Source organism: Pseudomonas sp. FSL W5-0299, assembly GCF_005930655.1.
GTDB classification, from domain to species: domain Bacteria; phylum Pseudomonadota; class Gammaproteobacteria; order Pseudomonadales; family Pseudomonadaceae; genus Aquipseudomonas; species Aquipseudomonas mandelii.
This window is the reverse complement of record NZ_RXHX01000011.1, coordinates 66,484-84,841: the sequence shown is the minus strand read 5'-3', so window position 1 is coordinate 84,841 and position 18,358 is coordinate 66,484. Positions and strand designations below refer to the sequence as shown.

Below are 18,358 nucleotides of genomic sequence, written 5' to 3'. Positions count from 1 at the left end.
CCTCAATGGCCATGCCGTAAAAAGGGACGCAAGATGGTGCAAACGACGCAAAAGCTTCGCCTCAGTGCGCTGATCGCCCTGGTCGTCGGTTCTATGATCGGCGGCGGGATTTTTTCCTTGCCGCAAAACATGGCGGCGCGTGCCGATGCCGGGGCGATATTGATTGGTTGGGCGATCACTGCGGTCGGCATGCTGACCCTGGCCTTCGTGTTCCAGACCCTGGCCAATCGCAAACCCGAACTGGATTCCGGGGTGTACGCCTACGCCAAGGCCGGGTTCGGCGATTACATGGGGTTTTCATCCGCCTGGGGTTACTGGATCAGCGCCTGGCTGGGCAACGTCGGGTATTTTGTGTTGCTTTTCAGCACCCTCGGTTATTTCTTTCCGGTATTTGGCCAGGGCAACACGCCGATCGCCATCGGTTGCGCCTCGGTGCTGCTGTGGGCCGTGCATTTTCTGGTGCTGCGCGGGATCAAGGAGGCGACGTTCATCAACCAGCTGACCACCGTGGCCAAGATCGTGCCGCTGATCATGTTCATCGTCATCGCCGCCGTGGCCTTCAAGGCGGACGTCTTCACCCGCGATATCTGGGGAAGCAGCAACCCGAATTTCGGCGGCGTCATGGAGCAGGTGCGCAACATGATGCTGGTCACCGTGTTCGTGTTCATTGGCATTGAAGGCGCCAGTGTGTACTCGGCCAGGGCGGAGAAACGCTCGGACGTCGGCCGGGCAACGGTGATCGGTTTTCTCGGCGTGTTGGCGTTATTGGTGCTGGTGAATGTGTTGTCCCTGGGGATCATGAGCCAGCCGGAATTGGCCACCCTGCAAAACCCGTCACTGGCGGCGGTGCTGGAGCACATTGTCGGTCCTTGGGGTGCGCTGCTGATCAGCATCGGCCTGGCGATTTCGCTGTTGGGTGCATTGTTGTCCTGGGCGCTGCTTTGCGCCGAAATCCTTTTCGCCACGGCTAAAGACAAGACCATGCCGGCCTTTCTGACCAAGGAAAATGCCAACCATGTACCGGTCAATGCGCTGTGGCTGACCAACGTGATGATCCAGATTTTTCTGCTGATCACGCTGTTTTCGGCAGGCACTTACACCAGCCTGATCTACCTCGCGTCGTCGATGATCCTGGTGCCGTATCTGTGGTCGGCGGCGTATGCGGTGCTGTTGAGCGGACGCGGCGAAACCTACGAGCACGCGTCGGCCGAGCGGACCAAGGACCTGATGATCGGCGGCATCGCCCTGGGTTACGCAGTGTGGTTGTTGTATGCGGGCGGGGTGAAATATCTGCTGCTGTCGGCGTTGTTGTATGCGCCGGGGGTGATCTTGTTTGCCAAGGCCAAGCGAGAGCAAGGCGAGCCGCTGTTTACCCATATCGAGAAAGGCATTTTCACCTGCGTCATCAGCGGGGCGGGGCTGGCGGCGTATGGGTTGTACAGCGGGTTGCTGTCGTTGTGAGGTGGCGGCTGGCACCGGTTTTGTATTGAGTGTTCTGGCCCCATCGCGAGCAAGCTCGCTGCCACAGGTTTTGTGTTCGACGCAGATCCAATGTGGGAGCGAGCCTGCTCGCGATAGCTATCTGACGGTCACCACCACTGCGCGCGATGGGCACCCAATTCCGAAGCTGGAAGTGCCCATTGCAATGGAGTGCCGGTGATTTTCAAAGGCACATGAAGCCGATGCGCCGGCCCCCAAGGCGTTTGCTCGATCAACATCCCCTGATCATTTTCATCTTCAGCTCGTAGCGCCTCATCCGTCCCTGCACCGTTTTCAATCAACAATTTCGCCGTTCGCGCCAACGACAACCTGGCCGACCCACCCCGTCCCAATAACGTGATCGCCGCAGCCGCCATCAAATACCCGGTCGCATGATCCAGCGCCTGAACGGGCAGCGGCGTCGGTTTGTCCGCTTTCTTCCACTGCCAGCCCGCGTCGGCAATGCCGCTGCTCATCTGTACCAGGCTGTCGAAGCCACGGCGGTTGCGCCACGGGCCGCTCCAACCGTAGGCGTTGAGGCACACATCAATCAGGCCCGGCGACAGTTTTTCCCGCTCGGCGACACCGTAACCCAACTTTTCCAGTGCGTCGGCGCGGTAGCCGTGGAGCACGATATCGGCGTCCTTGAGCAGGCTTTCGAACACCGCTCGATCGTCGTTGTTGTGCAGGTCCAGCCGTGCGCAGCGTTTGCCCAACGTGACTTCGGGCACCACGCCGGGTTCGTTCCAGGTCGGTGGGTCGATGCGCAATACATCGGCGCCGAGGCCGGCGAGAAAACGACTGGCGACGGGGCCGGCCAACACGCGGGTCAAGTCCAGCACCTTGATGCCTGCCAACGGTTGCGCCACAGAACCTGTCCAGGTTTTCGCGTGTTGACCGCTGCCGGCGCTGAACTGAATCAACGGCTCGGCGTTCACCGCCAGACCTTGGGGATGCGCCTGCCATTGTGCCCAGCTGCGCATCTCGGCGGCGCAGCCGCCGGCATCGACTACGGCCTGTTCCAGATCGGTTTTCGCCCATTGCGCAACCTTGCTCGCCATCGCCGCACGGTCGGCACAAGTGCCGAGCACGCTTTCGGCGGCGGCGCGGTGATGCGGCGCGTTGGTGTGCAAGCGGATCCAGCCGTCCTGGGTCGCGTAGTCACCGGCCATCGGGTCCCACAGCGGCGGAACGCTCCAGCCCACGGGGCGGATCGAGGTGGCGAACCAGAAAGAGGCCAGGCGGCGGTCGACTTCAAGGCTGGGGAAGCGACCGGTGTGTTGTTGCAGTAATTCGCTGACTGCCTGGCCGGCGGCGGCGATGCTGGCACAGGCCAGATCAGTGACGGCAAACGCCGAGGGCAGGGCGCCGCTCGACGTAAAGGGAATTGGCGTGTGAGGCAAGCCAAGCGCGGCTTGAATGGACGTGAGTAAACCAGTCATCGAAGGCCCTCCGGAACGAGAGCCCGAGCATAGATCAAACAGGTGATGAAGCGGATGAAACCTGTAGGAGCGAGGCTTGCCCGCGAAGAACGATAATGCGGTCTATCTGAAAACCGCAGCGCTCCCTTCGCAGGCAAGCCTCGCTCCTACAGGGCTGTGGCTGTTACACCCGGAACTGATCCATCAATTTCATCTGGTGGGTGGTCAGCGAGTTGAGTTGGCTGCTGATCTGCGCCGATTCGGTGGCCTGGCCGGTCAGGGTTTCGGTGACGGTGCGGATCGCCGAGACGTTACGGTTGACCTCTTCGGCCACCGCGCTTTGCTGTTCGGCGGCGCTGGCGATTTGCAGGTTCATGTCGCTGATCACGGTGACCGCGTCGCTGATTTTGCCCAAGGCCTGGACCGCTTGCTGGATCTGTCCGGCGTTGCTGTGGGCCTGGGTCTGGCTCGAATGCATGGTGGCCACCACGCCGCGTGTGCCGGTCTGGATGCGCTCGATCACGACGCGGATTTCTTCCACCGAGTCCTGGGTGCGTTTGGCCAGGTTGCGCACTTCGTCGGCCACCACGGCAAACCCGCGACCGCTTTCTCCGGCACGGGCCGCTTCGATCGCCGCGTTGAGGGCGAGCAAGTTGGTTTGTTCGGCAATGCTGCGGATCACTTCCAGCACCGAACCAATCTGCTCGCTGTTCACCGCCAGCGCCTCGACTTCGGTCACAGCCTTGCTGACTTCGTCTGCCAGTTGATTGATGTCACGGGTGCTGCGCTCGATGATCGACATGCCATCGCGCGCCGATTGATCCGCACCTTTGGCCGCATTGGCCGCGTTCGACGCACTGTTGGCGACTTCGTGGGCGGTGGCGCTCATTTCGTTTGACGCTGTGGCGACCTGGTCGATTTCGCGGAACTGCACCTGCATGCCTTCGCTGGTCTGACGGGCGATTTCCGAGGATTGGTCGGCGGTGCCACGAGCGTCGGTGATGCTTTGTTTGATCTGCGCGATGGTCGGTTGCAGCTTGTCGAGGAAGCGGTTGAACCAGCTGACCAGTTCGCCCAGTTCATCTTTTTTGCTGTAGTGCAGGCGTTGGGTCAGGTCGCCGTCGCCGCTGGCAATCGCCTTGAGCATCTCGGCGACGCCGTTGATCGGCCGGGTCACGCCGGACGCGGTGAGCCAGATCAGCAACAGACCGACCAGGCCGGCCGCGACAGCCACCAGCACCGCTTTGATCGTGCCGCTTTGCTGGGCGTCATCGAGCACCGCTTGCAGCTTGACCGAATCGGCCAGCAGCACTTGCTTGGGCAGGTCAATCACCACGCCCCAGGCTTTGGAGTCGCTGATCGGGCTCACCGGGTACACCGCACGAATCACATCGCCTTGTTCGAGGATCTTCGGCGTGCCGCCGCTGAGCAGTTGCAGGATGTCCTTGCCGTCAGCGCCGAGGGTCGCATCAATGCTTTTGCCGACCTTGCTCGCATCGACGCTGTAGCCGGCCAATACACCGCTGCCGGAGACAATCAGCATGTGCCCGGCGCTGTTGAACAGGTCACGCTGGGAATCGACCGCGGCCGCTTGCAGGGCGTCGAGGGCGATGTCGATACCGACCACGCCGATGGATTTGCCGTCCACCAGCAACGGCACGGAAATGGTGGTCATCAGCATTTCCTTGCCGCCGACGGTGTCGGCATACGGGTCCAGCAAGCAGGTGCGTTTGCTGTCGCGAGGGCAGGTGTACCAGCTGTTGTACGGCGTGCCGCTGAGGCTCAGGGTGGTTTTGGTCATGTCGTCTTCGACCATGATCGTGTTGATCCCGGCCCCACCGGCACGGCTCCAGTAACTGGCAAAACGCCCGGATTCGTTGGACTGGCGGGCCGCATCGTTGGCGAACTCTCTGTCCTTGCCGTCCAGGCCGTTGGGCTCGAACGCCAACCAGATCCCCAGCACTTTGCTGTTGCGCTCAAACGCGGTTTTCAGGCTCTGGTTCAACTCCTCACGCAGGGCCCCGGCCTCAAGCGAACGCTTGGCGGCCATGGCGCGCATGTCCTTGATCTGATCGGCCAGGGCAGTCACCACCAACAGGCTTTCACCGAATGTCTTCTGCACCCGCACCGCTTGCTCGGCGGCCTTGGCCTGGAGCAGGTCCTGCACGCTGGTGGTGAGCATCTTGCGGCTGGAGGCGCTGACCAGCTCATCGTTCTGGTTGGTCTGGTAGAAGTTCATACCGACGATCAACGCGACCACGCCCAGCAGGCACAGGCCGGACAGCAAGACGATTTTCAGACGGATAGAGAGAGAGTCGAACATAGGGCGAACTCGCGAAGGGATGAAGTGTTGGCTGTGGGCCGATGTCGACCCGGTTCGCCAAGTCCATTCAGCGCCATTCAATGCACATCGGCGTGGGACGAGGATGCATGATGGTGGCCCCGACGAACGGTAGGGGTTGAACGTTTGCGCGGAAAAATCTGCCGAAAACAGGGCTTAAAACGGGGAAATCGCGGGGAGATTCTGAGGCTGGCGTACCTGATCCTTCTTGAACGGACGATGATGTCCATTATCCGTTCAAGGGGGTCAGTGATGGATCCGAAAGCGGTTCAGGCGCGACCCAACAGATAGGTCGCGTAATCGGGGATGCGGTGGGCGTGAGCCTGCTCCATCATCGGGCTGCTGAGCAGGTAGTCGGCGCTGCATTCGTTGCACGCCACCGGAATGTTCCAGACCGCCGCGACCCGCAGCAACGCCTTGATGTCCGGGTCATGGGGTTGCGGTTCGAACGGGTCCCAGAAAAACACCAGCATGTCGACCCGCTGCTCGGCAATGCGCGCACCGAGTTGCTGGTCGCCGCCCAAGGGGCCGCTGATCATGCTTTCCACCGGCAGCTCCAGGCGTTGTTGCAACAACAGCCCGGTGGTGCCGGTGGCGACCAGTTCATGTTGCGCAAGCTTGTCCTTCTGCCGCTCGGCCCAGTCCAGCAAAAATACCTTGCAGTGGTCATGGGCGACCAAGGCGATACGCTTGCGCGCCGCCATGGTCTTTTGCGTGAAGCTGATACCGATCATCGGTTTAGCTCCCCGTTACTCAGCGTTGCACAGCGCCAGGCAGTTATCGAGCATGCGGTTGGAGAAGCCCCATTCGTTGTCGTACCACGCCAGTACCTTGAGCAGCTTGCCGCTGGACTTGGTGTGGTTGGCGTCGAAGATCGACGACAGCGGGTTGTGATTGAAGTCGCTGGAGACCAGCGGCAGGGTGTTGTAGCCGAGAATCTTCGAGTGCTGGGCGGCTTCTTTGAGCAGTGCATTCACTTCATCGGCCGACGCTTCGCGCTTGAGCTGCACGGTCAGGTCCACCAGCGACACGTTGATCACCGGAACACGTACCGCCATGCCGGTCAGTTTGCCGGCCAGTTCCGGCAGCACCAGGCCGACCGCTTCAGCGGCGCCGGTCTTGCTCGGGATCATGTTCTGGGTGGCCGAACGGGCGCGGTACGGGTCGGTGTGGTAGACGTCGGTCAGGTTCTGGTCGTTGGTGTAGGCGTGGATCGTGGTCATCAGACCGCTTTCGATGCCCAGTTCGCGGTGCAGCACCTGCGCCACCGGGGCCAGGCAATTAGTGGTGCACGACGCGTTGGAAATGATCTGGTGCGATTGGCGCAGAATGTCGTGGTTGACCCCGTAGACAACGGTGGCGTCGGCGCCTTTGGCCGGGGCCGAGATAATCACTTTGCGCGCGCCGGCCGTAATATGCGCGGCGGCTTTGGCACGGTCGGTGAACAGACCGGTGCACTCGAACACCACATCAATTTTTTCCGCGGCCCAAGGCAACTCGGCCGGGTTGCGAATGGCACTGACGGCAATACGGTCACCGTTGACGGTCAGGCTTTCCTGATCGTGCTGGACATCGGCGTCGAACGTGCCGTGAACGGTGTCGTACTTGAGCAGATGAGCGTTCATCGCGCTGTCGCCAAGGTCATTGATGGCAACGATCTGCAGATCCTGGCGATAGCCTTGGGTATACAGTGCGCGCAGGACGTTGCGGCCAATTCGGCCAAAACCATTGATTGCGATTCGAAGAGTCATTTAACAGGGCCGCCGTCGTTTTGTTGTTGGAATTACAAGATTATTCGCATAAAAATAGAAAACAAGCCTTTTTAATGGCAATATTTTGTTCAATCTACAACGAGTGACCTGAATCAACTGGTCCGACCGATCAAGAAAACCGTCTGTCATCCCATCGACACCGGCTCTTGCTCAGCATAGACAATCAGGTCGCCACATCCGTTAGCCTGGAGTTCTACACATGCATCCCCGCGTCCTTGAGGTCACCGAACGGCTTATCGCCCGTAGCCGCGCAACCCGTGAGGCTTACCTTGCGCTTATTCGCGATGCAGCCAGCGACGGTCCGATGCGCGGCAAGCTGCAATGCGCCAACTTCGCCCACGGCGTGGCCGGTTGCGGCACTGAAGACAAGCACAGTCTGCGGATGATGAACTCCGCCAACATTGCGATTGTTTCGTCATATAACGACATGCTCTCGGCGCATCAGCCTTACGAAGTCTTTCCTGAACAGATCAAAAAAGCCCTGCGCGAGATCGGCTCCGTCGGCCAGTTCGCCGGCGGCACCCCGGCCATGTGCGATGGCGTGACCCAAGGCGAGCCGGGCATGGAGCTGAGCCTGCCGAGCCGTGAGGTGATCGCGCTGTCCACCGCCGTGGCGCTGTCCCACAACATGTTCGATGGCGCGCTGATGCTCGGCATCTGCGACAAGATCGTCCCGGGCCTGATGATGGGCGCACTGCGTTTTGGTCATCTGCCGACGATCTTCGTCCCGGGTGGGCCGATGGTCTCGGGCATTTCCAACAAGCAGAAAGCCGATGTGCGTCAGCGTTATGCCGAAGGCAAGGCCAGCCGCGAAGAGCTGCTGGAATCGGAAATGAAGTCCTACCACAGCCCGGGTACCTGCACTTTTTACGGCACCGCCAACACCAACCAGTTGCTGATGGAAGTCATGGGCCTGCACTTGCCGGGCGCCTCGTTCGTCAACCCGAACACCCCGTTGCGCGATGCCCTGACCCGCGAAGCGGCGCATCAGGTGACGCGTCTGACCAAGCAGAACGGTGACTTTATGCCGATCGGCGAAATCGTCGACGAGCGTTCGCTGGTCAACTCCATCGTAGCGCTGCACGCCACCGGCGGATCGACCAACCACACCTTGCACATGCCCGCCATCGCCATGGCGGCCGGCATTCAACTGACCTGGCAGGACATGGCCGACCTCTCCGAAGTCGTGCCGACCCTGAGCCACGTCTACCCGAACGGCAAAGCCGACATCAACCATTTCCAGGCGGCGGGCGGCATGTCATTCCTGATCCGCGAACTGCTGGAAGCCGGGCTGCTGCACGAAAACGTCAACACGGTGCTGGGCCACGGCTTGAGCCGTTACACCATGGAGCCGTTCCTCGAAAACGGCGAGCTGGTCTGGCGCGAAGGCCCGATCGAAAGCCTCGACGAAACCATTCTTCGCCCGGTCGCGCGTGCGTTCTCGCCTGAGGGCGGCTTGCGGGTGATGGAAGGCAACCTCGGACGTGGCGTGATGAAAGTCTCCGCCGTTGCCTTGGAAAACCAGATCGTCGAAGCGCCAGCCATGGTGTTCCAGGATCAGCAGGACCTGGCCGACGCGTTCAAGGCCGGTTTGCTGGAGAAGGATTTTGTCGCGGTGATGCGCTTCCAGGGCCCGCGCTCCAATGGCATGCCGGAGCTGCACAAAATGACGCCGTTCCTCGGCGTGCTGCAGGATCGCGGCTTCAAAGTCGCGCTGGTGACCGACGGGCGCATGTCCGGCGCGTCGGGGAAAATCCCGGCAGCGATTCATGTCAGTCCCGAAGCTTATGTCGGCGGCGCTCTTGCGCGGGTGCAAGAGGGCGATATCATCCGCGTCGATGGCGTCAAAGGCACCCTGGAGCTTAAGGTGGACGCCGAAGAATTTGCAGCGCGCACCCCGGCCAAGGGCCTGTTGGGCAACAACATTGGCAGCGGTCGCGAACTGTTTGGTTTCATGCGCATGGCCTTCAGCTCCGCAGAGCAGGGCGCCAGCGCCTTTACTTCTGCCCTGGAGACGCTTAATTGAAACTGGCTTTGGTCGGTGACATCGGTGGGACCAACGCACGTTTCGCGTTGTGGAAAAACCAGCAACTGGAAGCGATCCAGGTGCTGGCAACGGCCGACCACGCCAGCCCGGAAGAGGCGATTTCCCTCTATCTGGGCGGGCTTGGCCTGGCGCCGGGTTCGATCGGCTCGGTATGCCTGTCGGTGGCCGGCCCGGTGAGCGGTGATGAATTCAAGTTCACCAATAATCACTGGCGGCTCAGTCGCAAAGATTTTTGCAAGGCATTGCAGGTCGATCAGTTGTTGCTGGTCAATGATTTTTCGGCGATGGCGCTGGGCATGACCCGTTTGCAGCCGGGTGAGTTTCGGGTGGTCTGCGAAGGCACGCCTGAGCCGCTGCGGCCTGCCGTGGTGATCGGTCCGGGCACGGGGCTGGGTGTCGGCACCTTGCTGGACCTGGGCGAAGGCCGTTTTGCTGCCTTGCCAGGGGAGGGCGGTCACGTTGATCTGCCCTTGAGCAGTCTGCGTGAAACCCAACTGTGGCAACACATCTTCAATGAGATCGGGCATGTCAGCGCTGAAACGGCGTTGAGCGGCAGCGGTTTGCCGCGGGTCTACCGGGCGATTTGTGCGGTGGACGGTCATGAGCCGGTGCTCGATACTCCGGAATCGATAACCGCTGCCGGTCTGGCGGGTGACCCGATTGCGCTGGAAGTGCTGGAGCAGTTCTGCTGCTGGCTCGGTCGTGTCGCCGGCAACAACGTGCTGACCACGGGGGCTCGCGGTGGCGTGTATATCGTCGGCGGAGTGATTCCGCGGTTTGCCGATTTCTTCGTTGAAAGCGGCTTTGCCCGGTGCTTCGCCGACAAGGGCTGCATGAGCGATTACTTCAAAGGCATCCCTGTGTGGCTGGTGACGGCGCCGTATTCCGGGTTGATGGGTGCGGGTGTGGCGCTCGATCAGGCCTAACACCGAGTCGCGCCCTTCGCGGGCAAGCCTCGCTCCTACAGGTTTTATGTCGTTCACGGAATTCGCGAACGGCTCTGACCTTGCAGGAGCGAGGCTTGCCCGCGAAGGCGTCCGTACAGGCACCAACGATTTACCCGCGATCAGGCATAATCCGCCCAATTCAAACAACAAGGACGCCGCCCCGTGAGCTCAGTCAACAAGTCGATTTTGTTGGTCGATGATGATCAAGAGATACGCGAGTTGCTGGACACCTACCTGACCCGCGCCGGTTTCCAGGTCCGCACCACGCCCGATGGCGCGGGCTTTCGCCAAGCGATGAACGAAGCGCCGAGCGATCTGGTGATCCTCGACGTGATGCTGCCCGACGAAGACGGTTTCAGCCTTTGCCGCTGGATCCGCCAACACCCGCGTCAGGCGCAGGTGCCGATCATCATGCTCACCGCCAGCTCCGACGAGGCCGACCGCGTCATTGGCCTGGAGCTGGGCGCCGACGACTACCTCGGTAAACCGTTCAGCCCCCGTGAATTGCAGGCGCGCATCAAGGCTTTGTTGCGCCGCGCGCAGTTCGGTCAGGAGCGTTCCGGCGGTGAAGTGCTGGCGTTCGACGACTGGCGGCTGGACATGGTCAGCCACCGGCTGTTCCACATCGACGGCGAAGAAGTGATTCTCTCCGGCGCCGATTTTGCGCTGCTGAAACTGTTCCTCGATCATCCGCAGGAAATCCTCGACCGCGACACCATCGGCAACGCCACCCGTGGCCGCGATCTGATGCCGCTGGATCGCATCGTCGACATGGCGGTCAGCCGTTTGCGTCAGCGCCTGCGTGATACCGAAAAACCGCCGCGATTGATCCGTACCGTGCGTGGCAGCGGCTACCAACTGGCCGCCAATGTGGTTGCCAGCAATGGCCACTGAGTGGTTGCGCAAGCTCGCCGCCCGCGTGCCGATGCCGCGTTCGCTGCTCGGGCGCATGTTGCTGCTGACCCTGTTGGCGGTGCTGTTCGCGCAGACCTTGTCGAGCGTGATCTGGGTGTCGCAACTGCGTGCCACCCAACTTGAAGGCCTGGTCACCAGTGCCCGCAGCCTGGCCCACTCGATGACGGCCAGCGTCAGTTATTTTCGTTCGCTGCCGGTGGCGTTTCGTCCCTTGGTGCTCGACCAATTGCGCAGCATGGGCGGCACCCGTTTCGTGGTGACCCTCAACGACAAGCCGCTGGGCATGGAAGTGTTGCCGATCACCCCGCGCAAGGAAGCCGTGCTCAAGGCCGTGGATCAGGTGTTGCGCGAGTCCCTCGGCCAAGACACGGATATCTCGGTGACCTTCGTCAGCCCCGAAGACCTGCGGATCTTCAACAGCGGGCTGAAACTCGATGAGTTGCCGCGCTCATGGGCGCATTACGCGCTGACGCTGGAGCCGGTGAACCCGCCGGTGCTGGTCACGCAAATCCAGATGGCGCCGGGCGAGTGGTTGTACATCGCCTCGCTGTTGCCCGAGCCCTACACCAGCCTTGAAGAACAGGGCCTGCCGGCGCAGCAGGTCTGGTTCATCGTGCTCACCAGTGGCTTTTTGCTGTTGTTCATCGGCCTGTTGGTGCACTGGCAGAGTCGTCCGCTCAAACGCCTGGCGCGGGCGGCGCGGGACATGTCCCTCGGTGCCGAAGTCGAACCGGTGGCCGAAGGCGGCGGCAGTGAAGTGGTCGAAGTGGGCCGCGCTTTCAATGCGATGCGCGAGCGCATCAGCCGTTACCTGACCGAGCGCAGCCAGTTGTTCAGCGCGATTTCCCATGATCTGCGCACGCCGATTACCCGGTTAAGGCTGCGGGTCGAATTGCTTGAAGACGAACAGCTGCAAGCCAAGTTCGGCCGCGATCTGGATGAGCTGGAATTGCTGGTCAAGGGCGCGCTGCAATGCGTGAAAGACACCGATATTCACGAAAACATCGAGCCGGTGGATCTGAACCATGTGCTCGATTGTCTGGTGGAACCGTACCTGGCGCCCAACGGCAATGGTCGCGTCACCCAGCAGGGCCGGGCGCTGGCGGCGTACCCGGGCAAACCGCTGGCGCTCAAGCGCTGCATCGGCAACCTGATCGACAACGCATTGAAGTATGGGCAGAACGCGCATTTGCATATCGATGACGACGAGAGCGCCTTCATCCTGCATGTCGATGACGAAGGGCCAGGCGTGCCGGAGCAACGGATGGAGCAGGTGTTCGAACCGCACTTCCGGTTGGCCGGGCAGCAGCAGGGATATGGCTTGGGGTTGGGGATTGCGCGCAACATTGCCCATAGCCATGGCGGTGAAGTCAGCCTGCAAAACCTGCGTGAAGGCGGGTTGCGGGTGACGTTGCAGTTGCCGCGCAGTGTTGACTAGATTGACCGCGTTATCGTTCTTCGCGAGCAGGCTCGCTCCCACAGGGAATTTGTGTGCACCGCAGAACCCATGTGGGAGCGAGCCTGCTCGCGAAGGCGTCAGACCATTAAACAAATCTCTCAAGCTAAATGTCACAAACCGGTGACATAACTCGCCCCCTTCGTTACAAGCCCGCCCCCGCCCGTTGTTTAGACTGCCCTCAGTCAAAACAACAAAAAAAGGCACCCCATGGACACCTTCCAACCTGCATTCAGCAGTTGGCTCAACGCACCTGCCCATCAGCAATGGCTCGCGGCCGAAGGCTTGCGCCTGTTGGCATTTGCCAAGGCTTCAAAGCTTGCCGAAGGCTTCGGTAATCTCGATGAAAAGGGCCGTCTCCCGGCCAACGCCCACGCCGAAACCATGAACACCGCCCGCATGACCCACAGCTTCGCCATGGCGCATATTCAGGGTTTGCCGGGGTTTGCCGAGCTGGTCGATCACGGCATTCAGGCGCTCAGCGGTCCGTTGCGTGATGCCGAACACGGCGGCTGGTTTGCCGCTGCCCATCATCACGATGACAACACCGACAAGGCCGCTTACCTGCATGCCTTCGTGGCCCTCGCGGCCAGTTCGGCGGTCGTCGCCCAGCGCCCCGGTGCACAGGCGTTGCTCGACGATGCGATCAACATCATCGACACGCATTTCTGGAGCGAGGAGGAGGGCGCAATGCGCGAATCCTTCGAGCGCGACTGGAGCGGAGAAGAAGCCTACCGCGGCGCCAACAGCAACATGCACGCCACCGAAGCCTTTCTCGCCCTGGCCGATGTCACCGACGACCACCGCTGGCTGGTCCGCGCTCAGCGCATCGTCGAGCGCGTCATTCATGGTCACGCCGCTGCCAACGACTACCTGGTGGTCGAGCATTTCGATCGCGATTGGCAGCCGCTGCGCGAGTACAACCACGACAACCCGGCCGACGGTTTCCGCCCTTACGGCACCACGCCGGGCCACGGTTTCGAATGGGCGCGGCTGTTGCTGCACCTCGAAGCGGCACGCGTGCAAGCCGGCATGCTCACGCCGGGTTGGCTGGCCACCGACGCGCAAAAACTCTTCGATCACAACTGCCGTCACGGCTGGGATGTCGACGGGCTGCCCGGGATTGTCTACACCCTCGACTGGGACAATCGCGCGGTGGTTCGCCATCGCTTGCACTGGACCCATTGCGAAGCCAGTGCCGCCGCCAGCGCGTTGCTTAAACGCACTGGGGATACGCAATACGAAACCTGGTACCGGCTGTTCTGGGAATTCTGTGACAGTCATTTCATCGACCGCTGCGATGGCAGTTGGCACCATGAGCTCGACCCGCAAAACCGTCCAAGTGCCGATATCTGGGCCGGTAAACCGGATCTGTATCACGCCTGGCAAGCCGTCCTGATCCCGCGCCTGCCACTGGCGCCGAGCATGGCCACGGCCTTGGGGCAGTTGTCCCAGAGCGCTCCTGTGTAACCATGTGGTGACATTCAAGCGTCCCTTCGTTACCTGCGAGGGGATAACTCCTGTTTAAAATCCTATGCAGCGCAAGCACCAGACTTGCATGCATAACAACAAGAAAGGTAATTCTAGATGAATGCGATTTCTCGCCTCGCTACTGTCATTTCTCTTGCCTCATTGCTCCCTATCTCTGCATTCCCTGTCAGTGCGCTTGCCGCCGATTCCAAAGGTTCGGTAGAAGTCGTTCACTGGTGGACCTCCGGTGGCGAAAAAGCGGCCGTTGATGTCCTCAAGGCCCAAGTCGAAAAAGACGGTTTCACCTGGAAGGACGGCGCCGTTGCCGGTGGTGGCGGTGCGACCGCCATGACCGTGCTGAAGAGCCGCGCCGTTGCAGGCAACCCACCTGGCGTCGCACAGATCAAAGGCCCGGACATCCAGGAATGGGCGTCTACCGGTCTGCTCGACACCGACGTCTTGAAAGACGCGGCCAAAACCGAGAAGTGGGACAGTCTGCTCGACAAGAAAGTCTCCGATACCGTGAAGTACGAAGGTGACTACGTGGCCGTGCCGGTGAACATTCACCGCGTTAACTGGCTGTGGATCAACCCGGAAGTCTTCAAGAAAGCCGGCATCGAAAAAGCGCCAACCACCCTTCAGGAATTCTACGCAGCCGGTGACAAGCTCAAGGCAGCGGGCTTCATTGCGCTTGCCCACGGCGGCCAGCCTTGGCAGGACAGCACCGTGTTCGAAGCGGTGGTCCTGTCGGTCATGGGCGTCGACGGCTACAAGAAAGCCCTGGTCGACCTGGACAACGCAGCACTCACCGGTCCTGAAATGGTCAAGGCGCTGACCGAGCTGAAAAAAGTCGCGACCTACATGGACGCCGACGGCAAAGGCCAGGACTGGAACCTGGAAGCGGCCAAGGTCATCAACGGCAAGGCCGGTATGCAGATCATGGGCGACTGGGCCAAGAGCGAGTGGACAGCCGCCAAGAAAGTCGCCGGCAAGGACTACGAGTGCGTAGCGTTCCCGGGCACCGACAAGGCGTTCACCTACAACATCGACTCCCTGGCTGTGTTCAAGCAGAAAGACAAAGGCACTGCTGCTGCTCAACAGGACATTGCCAAGGTCGTGCTGGGTGAGAACTTCCAGAAAGTCTTCAGCATCAACAAGGGCTCGATCCCGGTTCGAATCGACATGCTGAACGACATGGGCAAGTACGGTTTCGACTCCTGCGCCCAGACCGCTGCCAAGGACTTCCTGGTGGACGCCAAGTCCGGCGGCCTGCAGCCGAGCATGGCGCACAACATGGCGACCACGCTGGCGGTCCAGGGCGCGTTCTTTGATGTGGTGACCAACTTCATCAACGACCCGAAAGCCGATCCGGCGACTGCCGCCAAGCAATTGGGCACGGCCGTCAAAGCTGCCAAGTAATGCTTGGCCCCTGTAGGAGCGAGCCTGCTCGCGATAGCGGTGTATCAGTTGATACATCCAGAGTCTGACACTCAGCTATCGCAAGCAGTCTCACGCCTGCAAGGGTCAGCATTTCCAACGTAAATTTTCTCTCGTACGGGATCTTCCCATGAGTTCTGTTGCTGTGTTCAGCAAGGCCTCGCCGTTCGATGCACTGCAGCGCTGGCTACCGAAACTGGTGCTGGCGCCGAGCATGTTCATCGTCCTGGTGGGCTTCTATGGCTATATCCTGTGGACGTTCATCCTGTCGTTCACCACATCGACCTTCCTGCCGACTTACAAATGGGCGGGCCTGGCGCAGTACCAGCGGCTGTTCGACAACGACCGTTGGTGGGTAGCGAGCAAGAACCTGGCGGTGTTCGGCGGCATGTTCATCGGCATCACCTTGGTGATCGGTGTGCTGCTGGCGGTGTTTCTTGACCAGCGGATTCGTCGCGAAGGTTTCATTCGCACCATTTACCTGTACCCGATGGCGCTCTCGATGATCGTCACCGGTACCGCGTGGAAGTGGCTGCTCAACCCGGGCATGGGCCTGGACAAATTGCTGCGTGACTGGGGTTGGGAAGGCTTTCGCCTGGACTGGCTGATCGACCCGGATCGCGTCGTGTATTGCCTGGTGATCGCGGCGGTCTGGCAAGCCTCGGGCTTCATCATGGCGATGTTCCTCGCCGGCCTGCGTGGCGTGGATCAATCGATCATCCGTGCTGCCCAGATCGATGGCGCGAGCATGCCGCGCATTTACCTGAAAGTGGTGTTGCCGAGCCTGCGCCCGGTGTTCTTCAGCGCGGTCATGATCCTGGCCCACATCGCGATCAAGAGTTTCGACCTGGTGGCGGCAATGACTGCCGGTGGCCCGGGTTATTCCTCTGACCTGCCTGCGATGTTCATGTATTCCTTCACCTTCAGTCGCGGCCAGATGGGCATGGGCTCGGCCAGTGCGATTCTGATGCTCGGTGCGATTCTCGCAATCATCGTGCCTTACCTGTACTCCGAGCTGAGGACCAAGCGTCATGACTAATTTCGCTGCCAAACCATCCATCAGCCTGAGTCGCATCGCCATCTACGGCGTGCTGATCCTGGCGGTATTCCTTTATCTGATACCGCTGGTGGTCATGCTGTTGACCAGTTTCAAGACGCCGGAAGACATCAACTCCGGCAACCTGCTGAGCTGGCCGACCGTGGTCAGCGGCATTGGCTGGGTCAAGGCCTGGGGCACGGTTGACGGGTACTTCTGGAACTCGATCAAGATCACCGTTCCGGCGGTACTGATCTCCACCGCCATCGGTGCACTGAACGGCTATGTGCTGTCGATGTGGCGCTTTCGTGGCTCGCAACTGTTCTTCGGTCTGCTGCTGTTCGGTTGCTTCCTGCCGTTCCAGACCGTCCTGCTGCCGGCCTCGTTCACCCTCGGCAAGATGGGCCTGGCCAGCACCACCACCGGCCTGGTGTTTGTGCACGTGGTCTACGGCCTGGCGTTCACCACGCTGTTCTTCCGTAACTACTACGTCAGCGTTCCCGATGCGCTGGTGAAGGCGGCGCGGCTCGATGGCGCGGGTTTCTTCACCATCTTCCGCTTGATCATCCTGCCGATGTCCACCCCGATCATCATGGTCTGCCTGATCTGGCAGTTCACCCAGATCTGGAACGACTTCCTGTTCGGCGTGGTGTTCTCCAGCGGTGATTCGCAACCCATTACGGTGGCGTTGAACAACTTGGTCAACACCAGTACCGGGGCCAAGGAATACAACGTTGATATGGCGGCGGCGATGATCGCCGGGCTGCCGACCCTGCTGGTCTATGTGGTCGCAGGCAAGTATTTCGTGCGCGGGCTGACGGCCGGCGCAGTCAAGGGGTAATCATGGCTACGCTCGAACTTCGCAATGTAAACAAGACCTATGGTCCCGGCCTGCCGGACACCCTCAAGAACATCGAACTGTCGATCAAGGACGGTGAGTTCCTGATTCTGGTCGGACCTTCGGGTTGCGGTAAATCGACCCTGATGAATTGCATCGCCGGACTGGAAACCATCACCGGCGGCGCGATCATGATCGGTGATCAGGACGTCAGCGGCATGAGCCCGAAAGACCGCGACATCGCCATGGTGTTCCAGTCCTACGCGCTGTACCCGACCATGAGCGTGCGCGAGAACATCGCTTTCGGCTTGAAGATCCGCAAAATGCCCGCCGCCGACATCGAAGCGGAAGTGGCGCGGGTATCCAAGCTGTTGCAGATCGAACACTTGCTCAACCGCAAGCCCGGTCAGCTCTCCGGTGGTCAGCAACAGCGGGTGGCCATGGGCCGTGCCCTGGCGCGTCGGCCGAAGATTTATCTGTTCGACGAACCGCTGTCCAACCTCGACGCCAAGCTGCGCGTCGAGATGCGCACTGAAATGAAACTGATGCACCAGCGCCTGAAAACCACCACGGTCTACGTGACCCACGACCAGATCGAAGCGATGACCCTGGGCGACAAAGTTGCGGTGATGAAGGACGGGATCATTCAGCAGTTCGGTACGCCGAAGGACATCTACAACAACCCGGCCAACCTGTTCGTGGCGAGCTTCATCGGCTCGCCGCCGATGAACTTCATTCCGCTGCGTTTGCAGCGCAAGGACGGTCGTCTGGTGGCGCTGCTCGACAGCGGCCAGGCGCGTTGCGAATTGCCGATGGGCATGCAGGACGCCGGTCTGGAAGACCGTGAAGTGATCCTCGGCCTGCGCCCGGAGCAGATCGTTCTGGCGGGCAGTGAGCCGAACGGTTTGCCGACCATTCGCGCCGAAGTCCAGGTCACCGAACCGACCGGTCCCGACACCCTGGTGTTCGTCAATCTCAACGACACCAAAGTCTGCTGCCGCCTGGCGCCGGACGTCGCGCCGAACGTGGGCGAGACCCTGACCCTGCAATTCGATCCATCGAAAGTGCTGTTGTTCGATGCCAAGACCGGAGAGCGCCTGGGGGTGGCCGGTCAACCAAAAGCCGAGAGCCACGGCGCCAACGTCGCCCAATTCAAAGGCCGCTGAAGATTAAAACTGTAGGAACCAGGCTTGCCGACG

Annotated in this window: 14 protein-coding genes and 1 pseudogene; 10 read left to right on the top strand and 5 right to left on the bottom strand. The window is 60.8% G+C overall.

Features of this window, described 5'->3' with window-relative positions; all coding sequences use genetic code 11:
* Nucleotides 1–33: 33 nt before the first annotated feature.
* Nucleotides 34–1,461 (top strand): arginine-ornithine antiporter, encoded by a 1,428-nt coding sequence (gene arcD, locus FHL16_RS16075; RefSeq protein WP_077748698.1) that lies wholly within the window; start codon nucleotides 34–36, stop codon nucleotides 1,459–1,461.
* A gap of 128 nt (nucleotides 1,462–1,589) precedes the next feature.
* Here arcD and FHL16_RS16070 read toward each other — a convergent pair whose 3' ends face one another.
* The 5 genes and pseudogenes from FHL16_RS16070 to gap all read right to left on the bottom strand — a co-directional run bounded on the left by FHL16_RS16070 (nucleotide 1,590) and on the right by gap (nucleotide 6,992).
* The gene (locus tag FHL16_RS16070) at nucleotides 1,590–2,921 is read right to left on the bottom strand and encodes a CoA transferase (protein ID WP_077748697.1); all 1,332 of its coding nucleotides are present in this window, start codon (nucleotides 2,919–2,921) and stop codon (nucleotides 1,590–1,592) included.
* Nucleotides 2,922–3,084: 163 nt separating this feature from the next.
* A complete protein-coding gene (locus tag FHL16_RS35020) occupies nucleotides 3,085–3,840 on the bottom strand; it encodes a methyl-accepting chemotaxis protein (RefSeq protein ID WP_370654441.1) in 756 nt (251 codons plus the stop codon).
* A 102-nt stretch (nucleotides 3,841–3,942) separates the two neighbouring features.
* Nucleotides 3,943–4,950: pseudogene (locus FHL16_RS35015) on the bottom strand (PDC sensor domain-containing protein); the annotation flags it as partial.
* 560 nt (nucleotides 4,951–5,510) lie between these two features.
* Complete coding sequence (locus FHL16_RS16060; RefSeq protein ID WP_077748695.1) at nucleotides 5,511–5,975, bottom strand: methylglyoxal synthase; 465 nt, start codon at nucleotides 5,973–5,975, stop codon at nucleotides 5,511–5,513.
* Nucleotides 5,976–5,990: 15 nt separating this feature from the next.
* The gene (gene gap, locus FHL16_RS16055; RefSeq protein WP_077748694.1) at nucleotides 5,991–6,992 is read right to left on the bottom strand and encodes a type I glyceraldehyde-3-phosphate dehydrogenase; all 1,002 of its coding nucleotides are present in this window, start codon (nucleotides 6,990–6,992) and stop codon (nucleotides 5,991–5,993) included.
* A gap of 220 nt (nucleotides 6,993–7,212) precedes the next feature.
* Between gap and edd the strand changes: the two genes are divergently transcribed.
* The 9 genes from edd to FHL16_RS16010 all read left to right on the top strand — a co-directional run bounded on the left by edd (nucleotide 7,213) and on the right by FHL16_RS16010 (nucleotide 18,325).
* Nucleotides 7,213–9,039, top strand: coding sequence for a phosphogluconate dehydratase (gene edd, locus FHL16_RS16050; RefSeq protein ID WP_010457401.1), 1,827 nt, complete (start codon nucleotides 7,213–7,215; stop codon nucleotides 9,037–9,039).
* Complete coding sequence (locus tag FHL16_RS16045; RefSeq protein WP_077748693.1) at nucleotides 9,036–9,986, top strand: glucokinase; 951 nt, start codon at nucleotides 9,036–9,038, stop codon at nucleotides 9,984–9,986. Before edd ends, FHL16_RS16045 begins: the two co-directional genes overlap by 4 nt.
* A 183-nt stretch (nucleotides 9,987–10,169) precedes the next feature.
* A complete protein-coding gene (locus tag FHL16_RS16040; protein WP_010457397.1) occupies nucleotides 10,170–10,901 on the top strand; it encodes a response regulator in 732 nt (243 codons plus the stop codon).
* Nucleotides 10,891–12,360 (top strand): ATP-binding protein, encoded by a 1,470-nt coding sequence (locus tag FHL16_RS16035; protein WP_042932631.1) that lies wholly within the window; start codon nucleotides 10,891–10,893, stop codon nucleotides 12,358–12,360. Before FHL16_RS16040 ends, FHL16_RS16035 begins: the two co-directional genes overlap by 11 nt.
* Nucleotides 12,361–12,588: 228 nt before the next feature.
* Nucleotides 12,589–13,848: a D-mannose isomerase gene (locus FHL16_RS16030; RefSeq protein WP_077748692.1), complete on the top strand. Its 1,260-nt coding sequence runs from the start codon at nucleotides 12,589–12,591 to the stop codon at nucleotides 13,846–13,848.
* A 117-nt stretch (nucleotides 13,849–13,965) separates the two neighbouring features.
* Nucleotides 13,966–15,267 (top strand): ABC transporter substrate-binding protein, encoded by a 1,302-nt coding sequence (locus FHL16_RS16025; protein WP_010457391.1) that lies wholly within the window; start codon nucleotides 13,966–13,968, stop codon nucleotides 15,265–15,267.
* A 148-nt stretch (nucleotides 15,268–15,415) separates the two neighbouring features.
* Entirely contained in the window at nucleotides 15,416–16,324 is a 909-nt protein-coding gene (locus FHL16_RS16020) for a carbohydrate ABC transporter permease (protein WP_010457390.1), read from the top strand.
* Complete coding sequence (locus FHL16_RS16015) at nucleotides 16,317–17,162, top strand: carbohydrate ABC transporter permease (RefSeq protein ID WP_077748691.1); 846 nt, start codon at nucleotides 16,317–16,319, stop codon at nucleotides 17,160–17,162. The genes FHL16_RS16020 and FHL16_RS16015 overlap by 8 nt, the downstream gene beginning before the upstream one ends.
* A 2-nt stretch (nucleotides 17,163–17,164) precedes the next feature.
* Nucleotides 17,165–18,325 (top strand): ABC transporter ATP-binding protein, encoded by a 1,161-nt coding sequence (locus FHL16_RS16010; protein WP_010457386.1) that lies wholly within the window; start codon nucleotides 17,165–17,167, stop codon nucleotides 18,323–18,325.
* Nucleotides 18,326–18,358 lie beyond the last annotated feature (33 nt).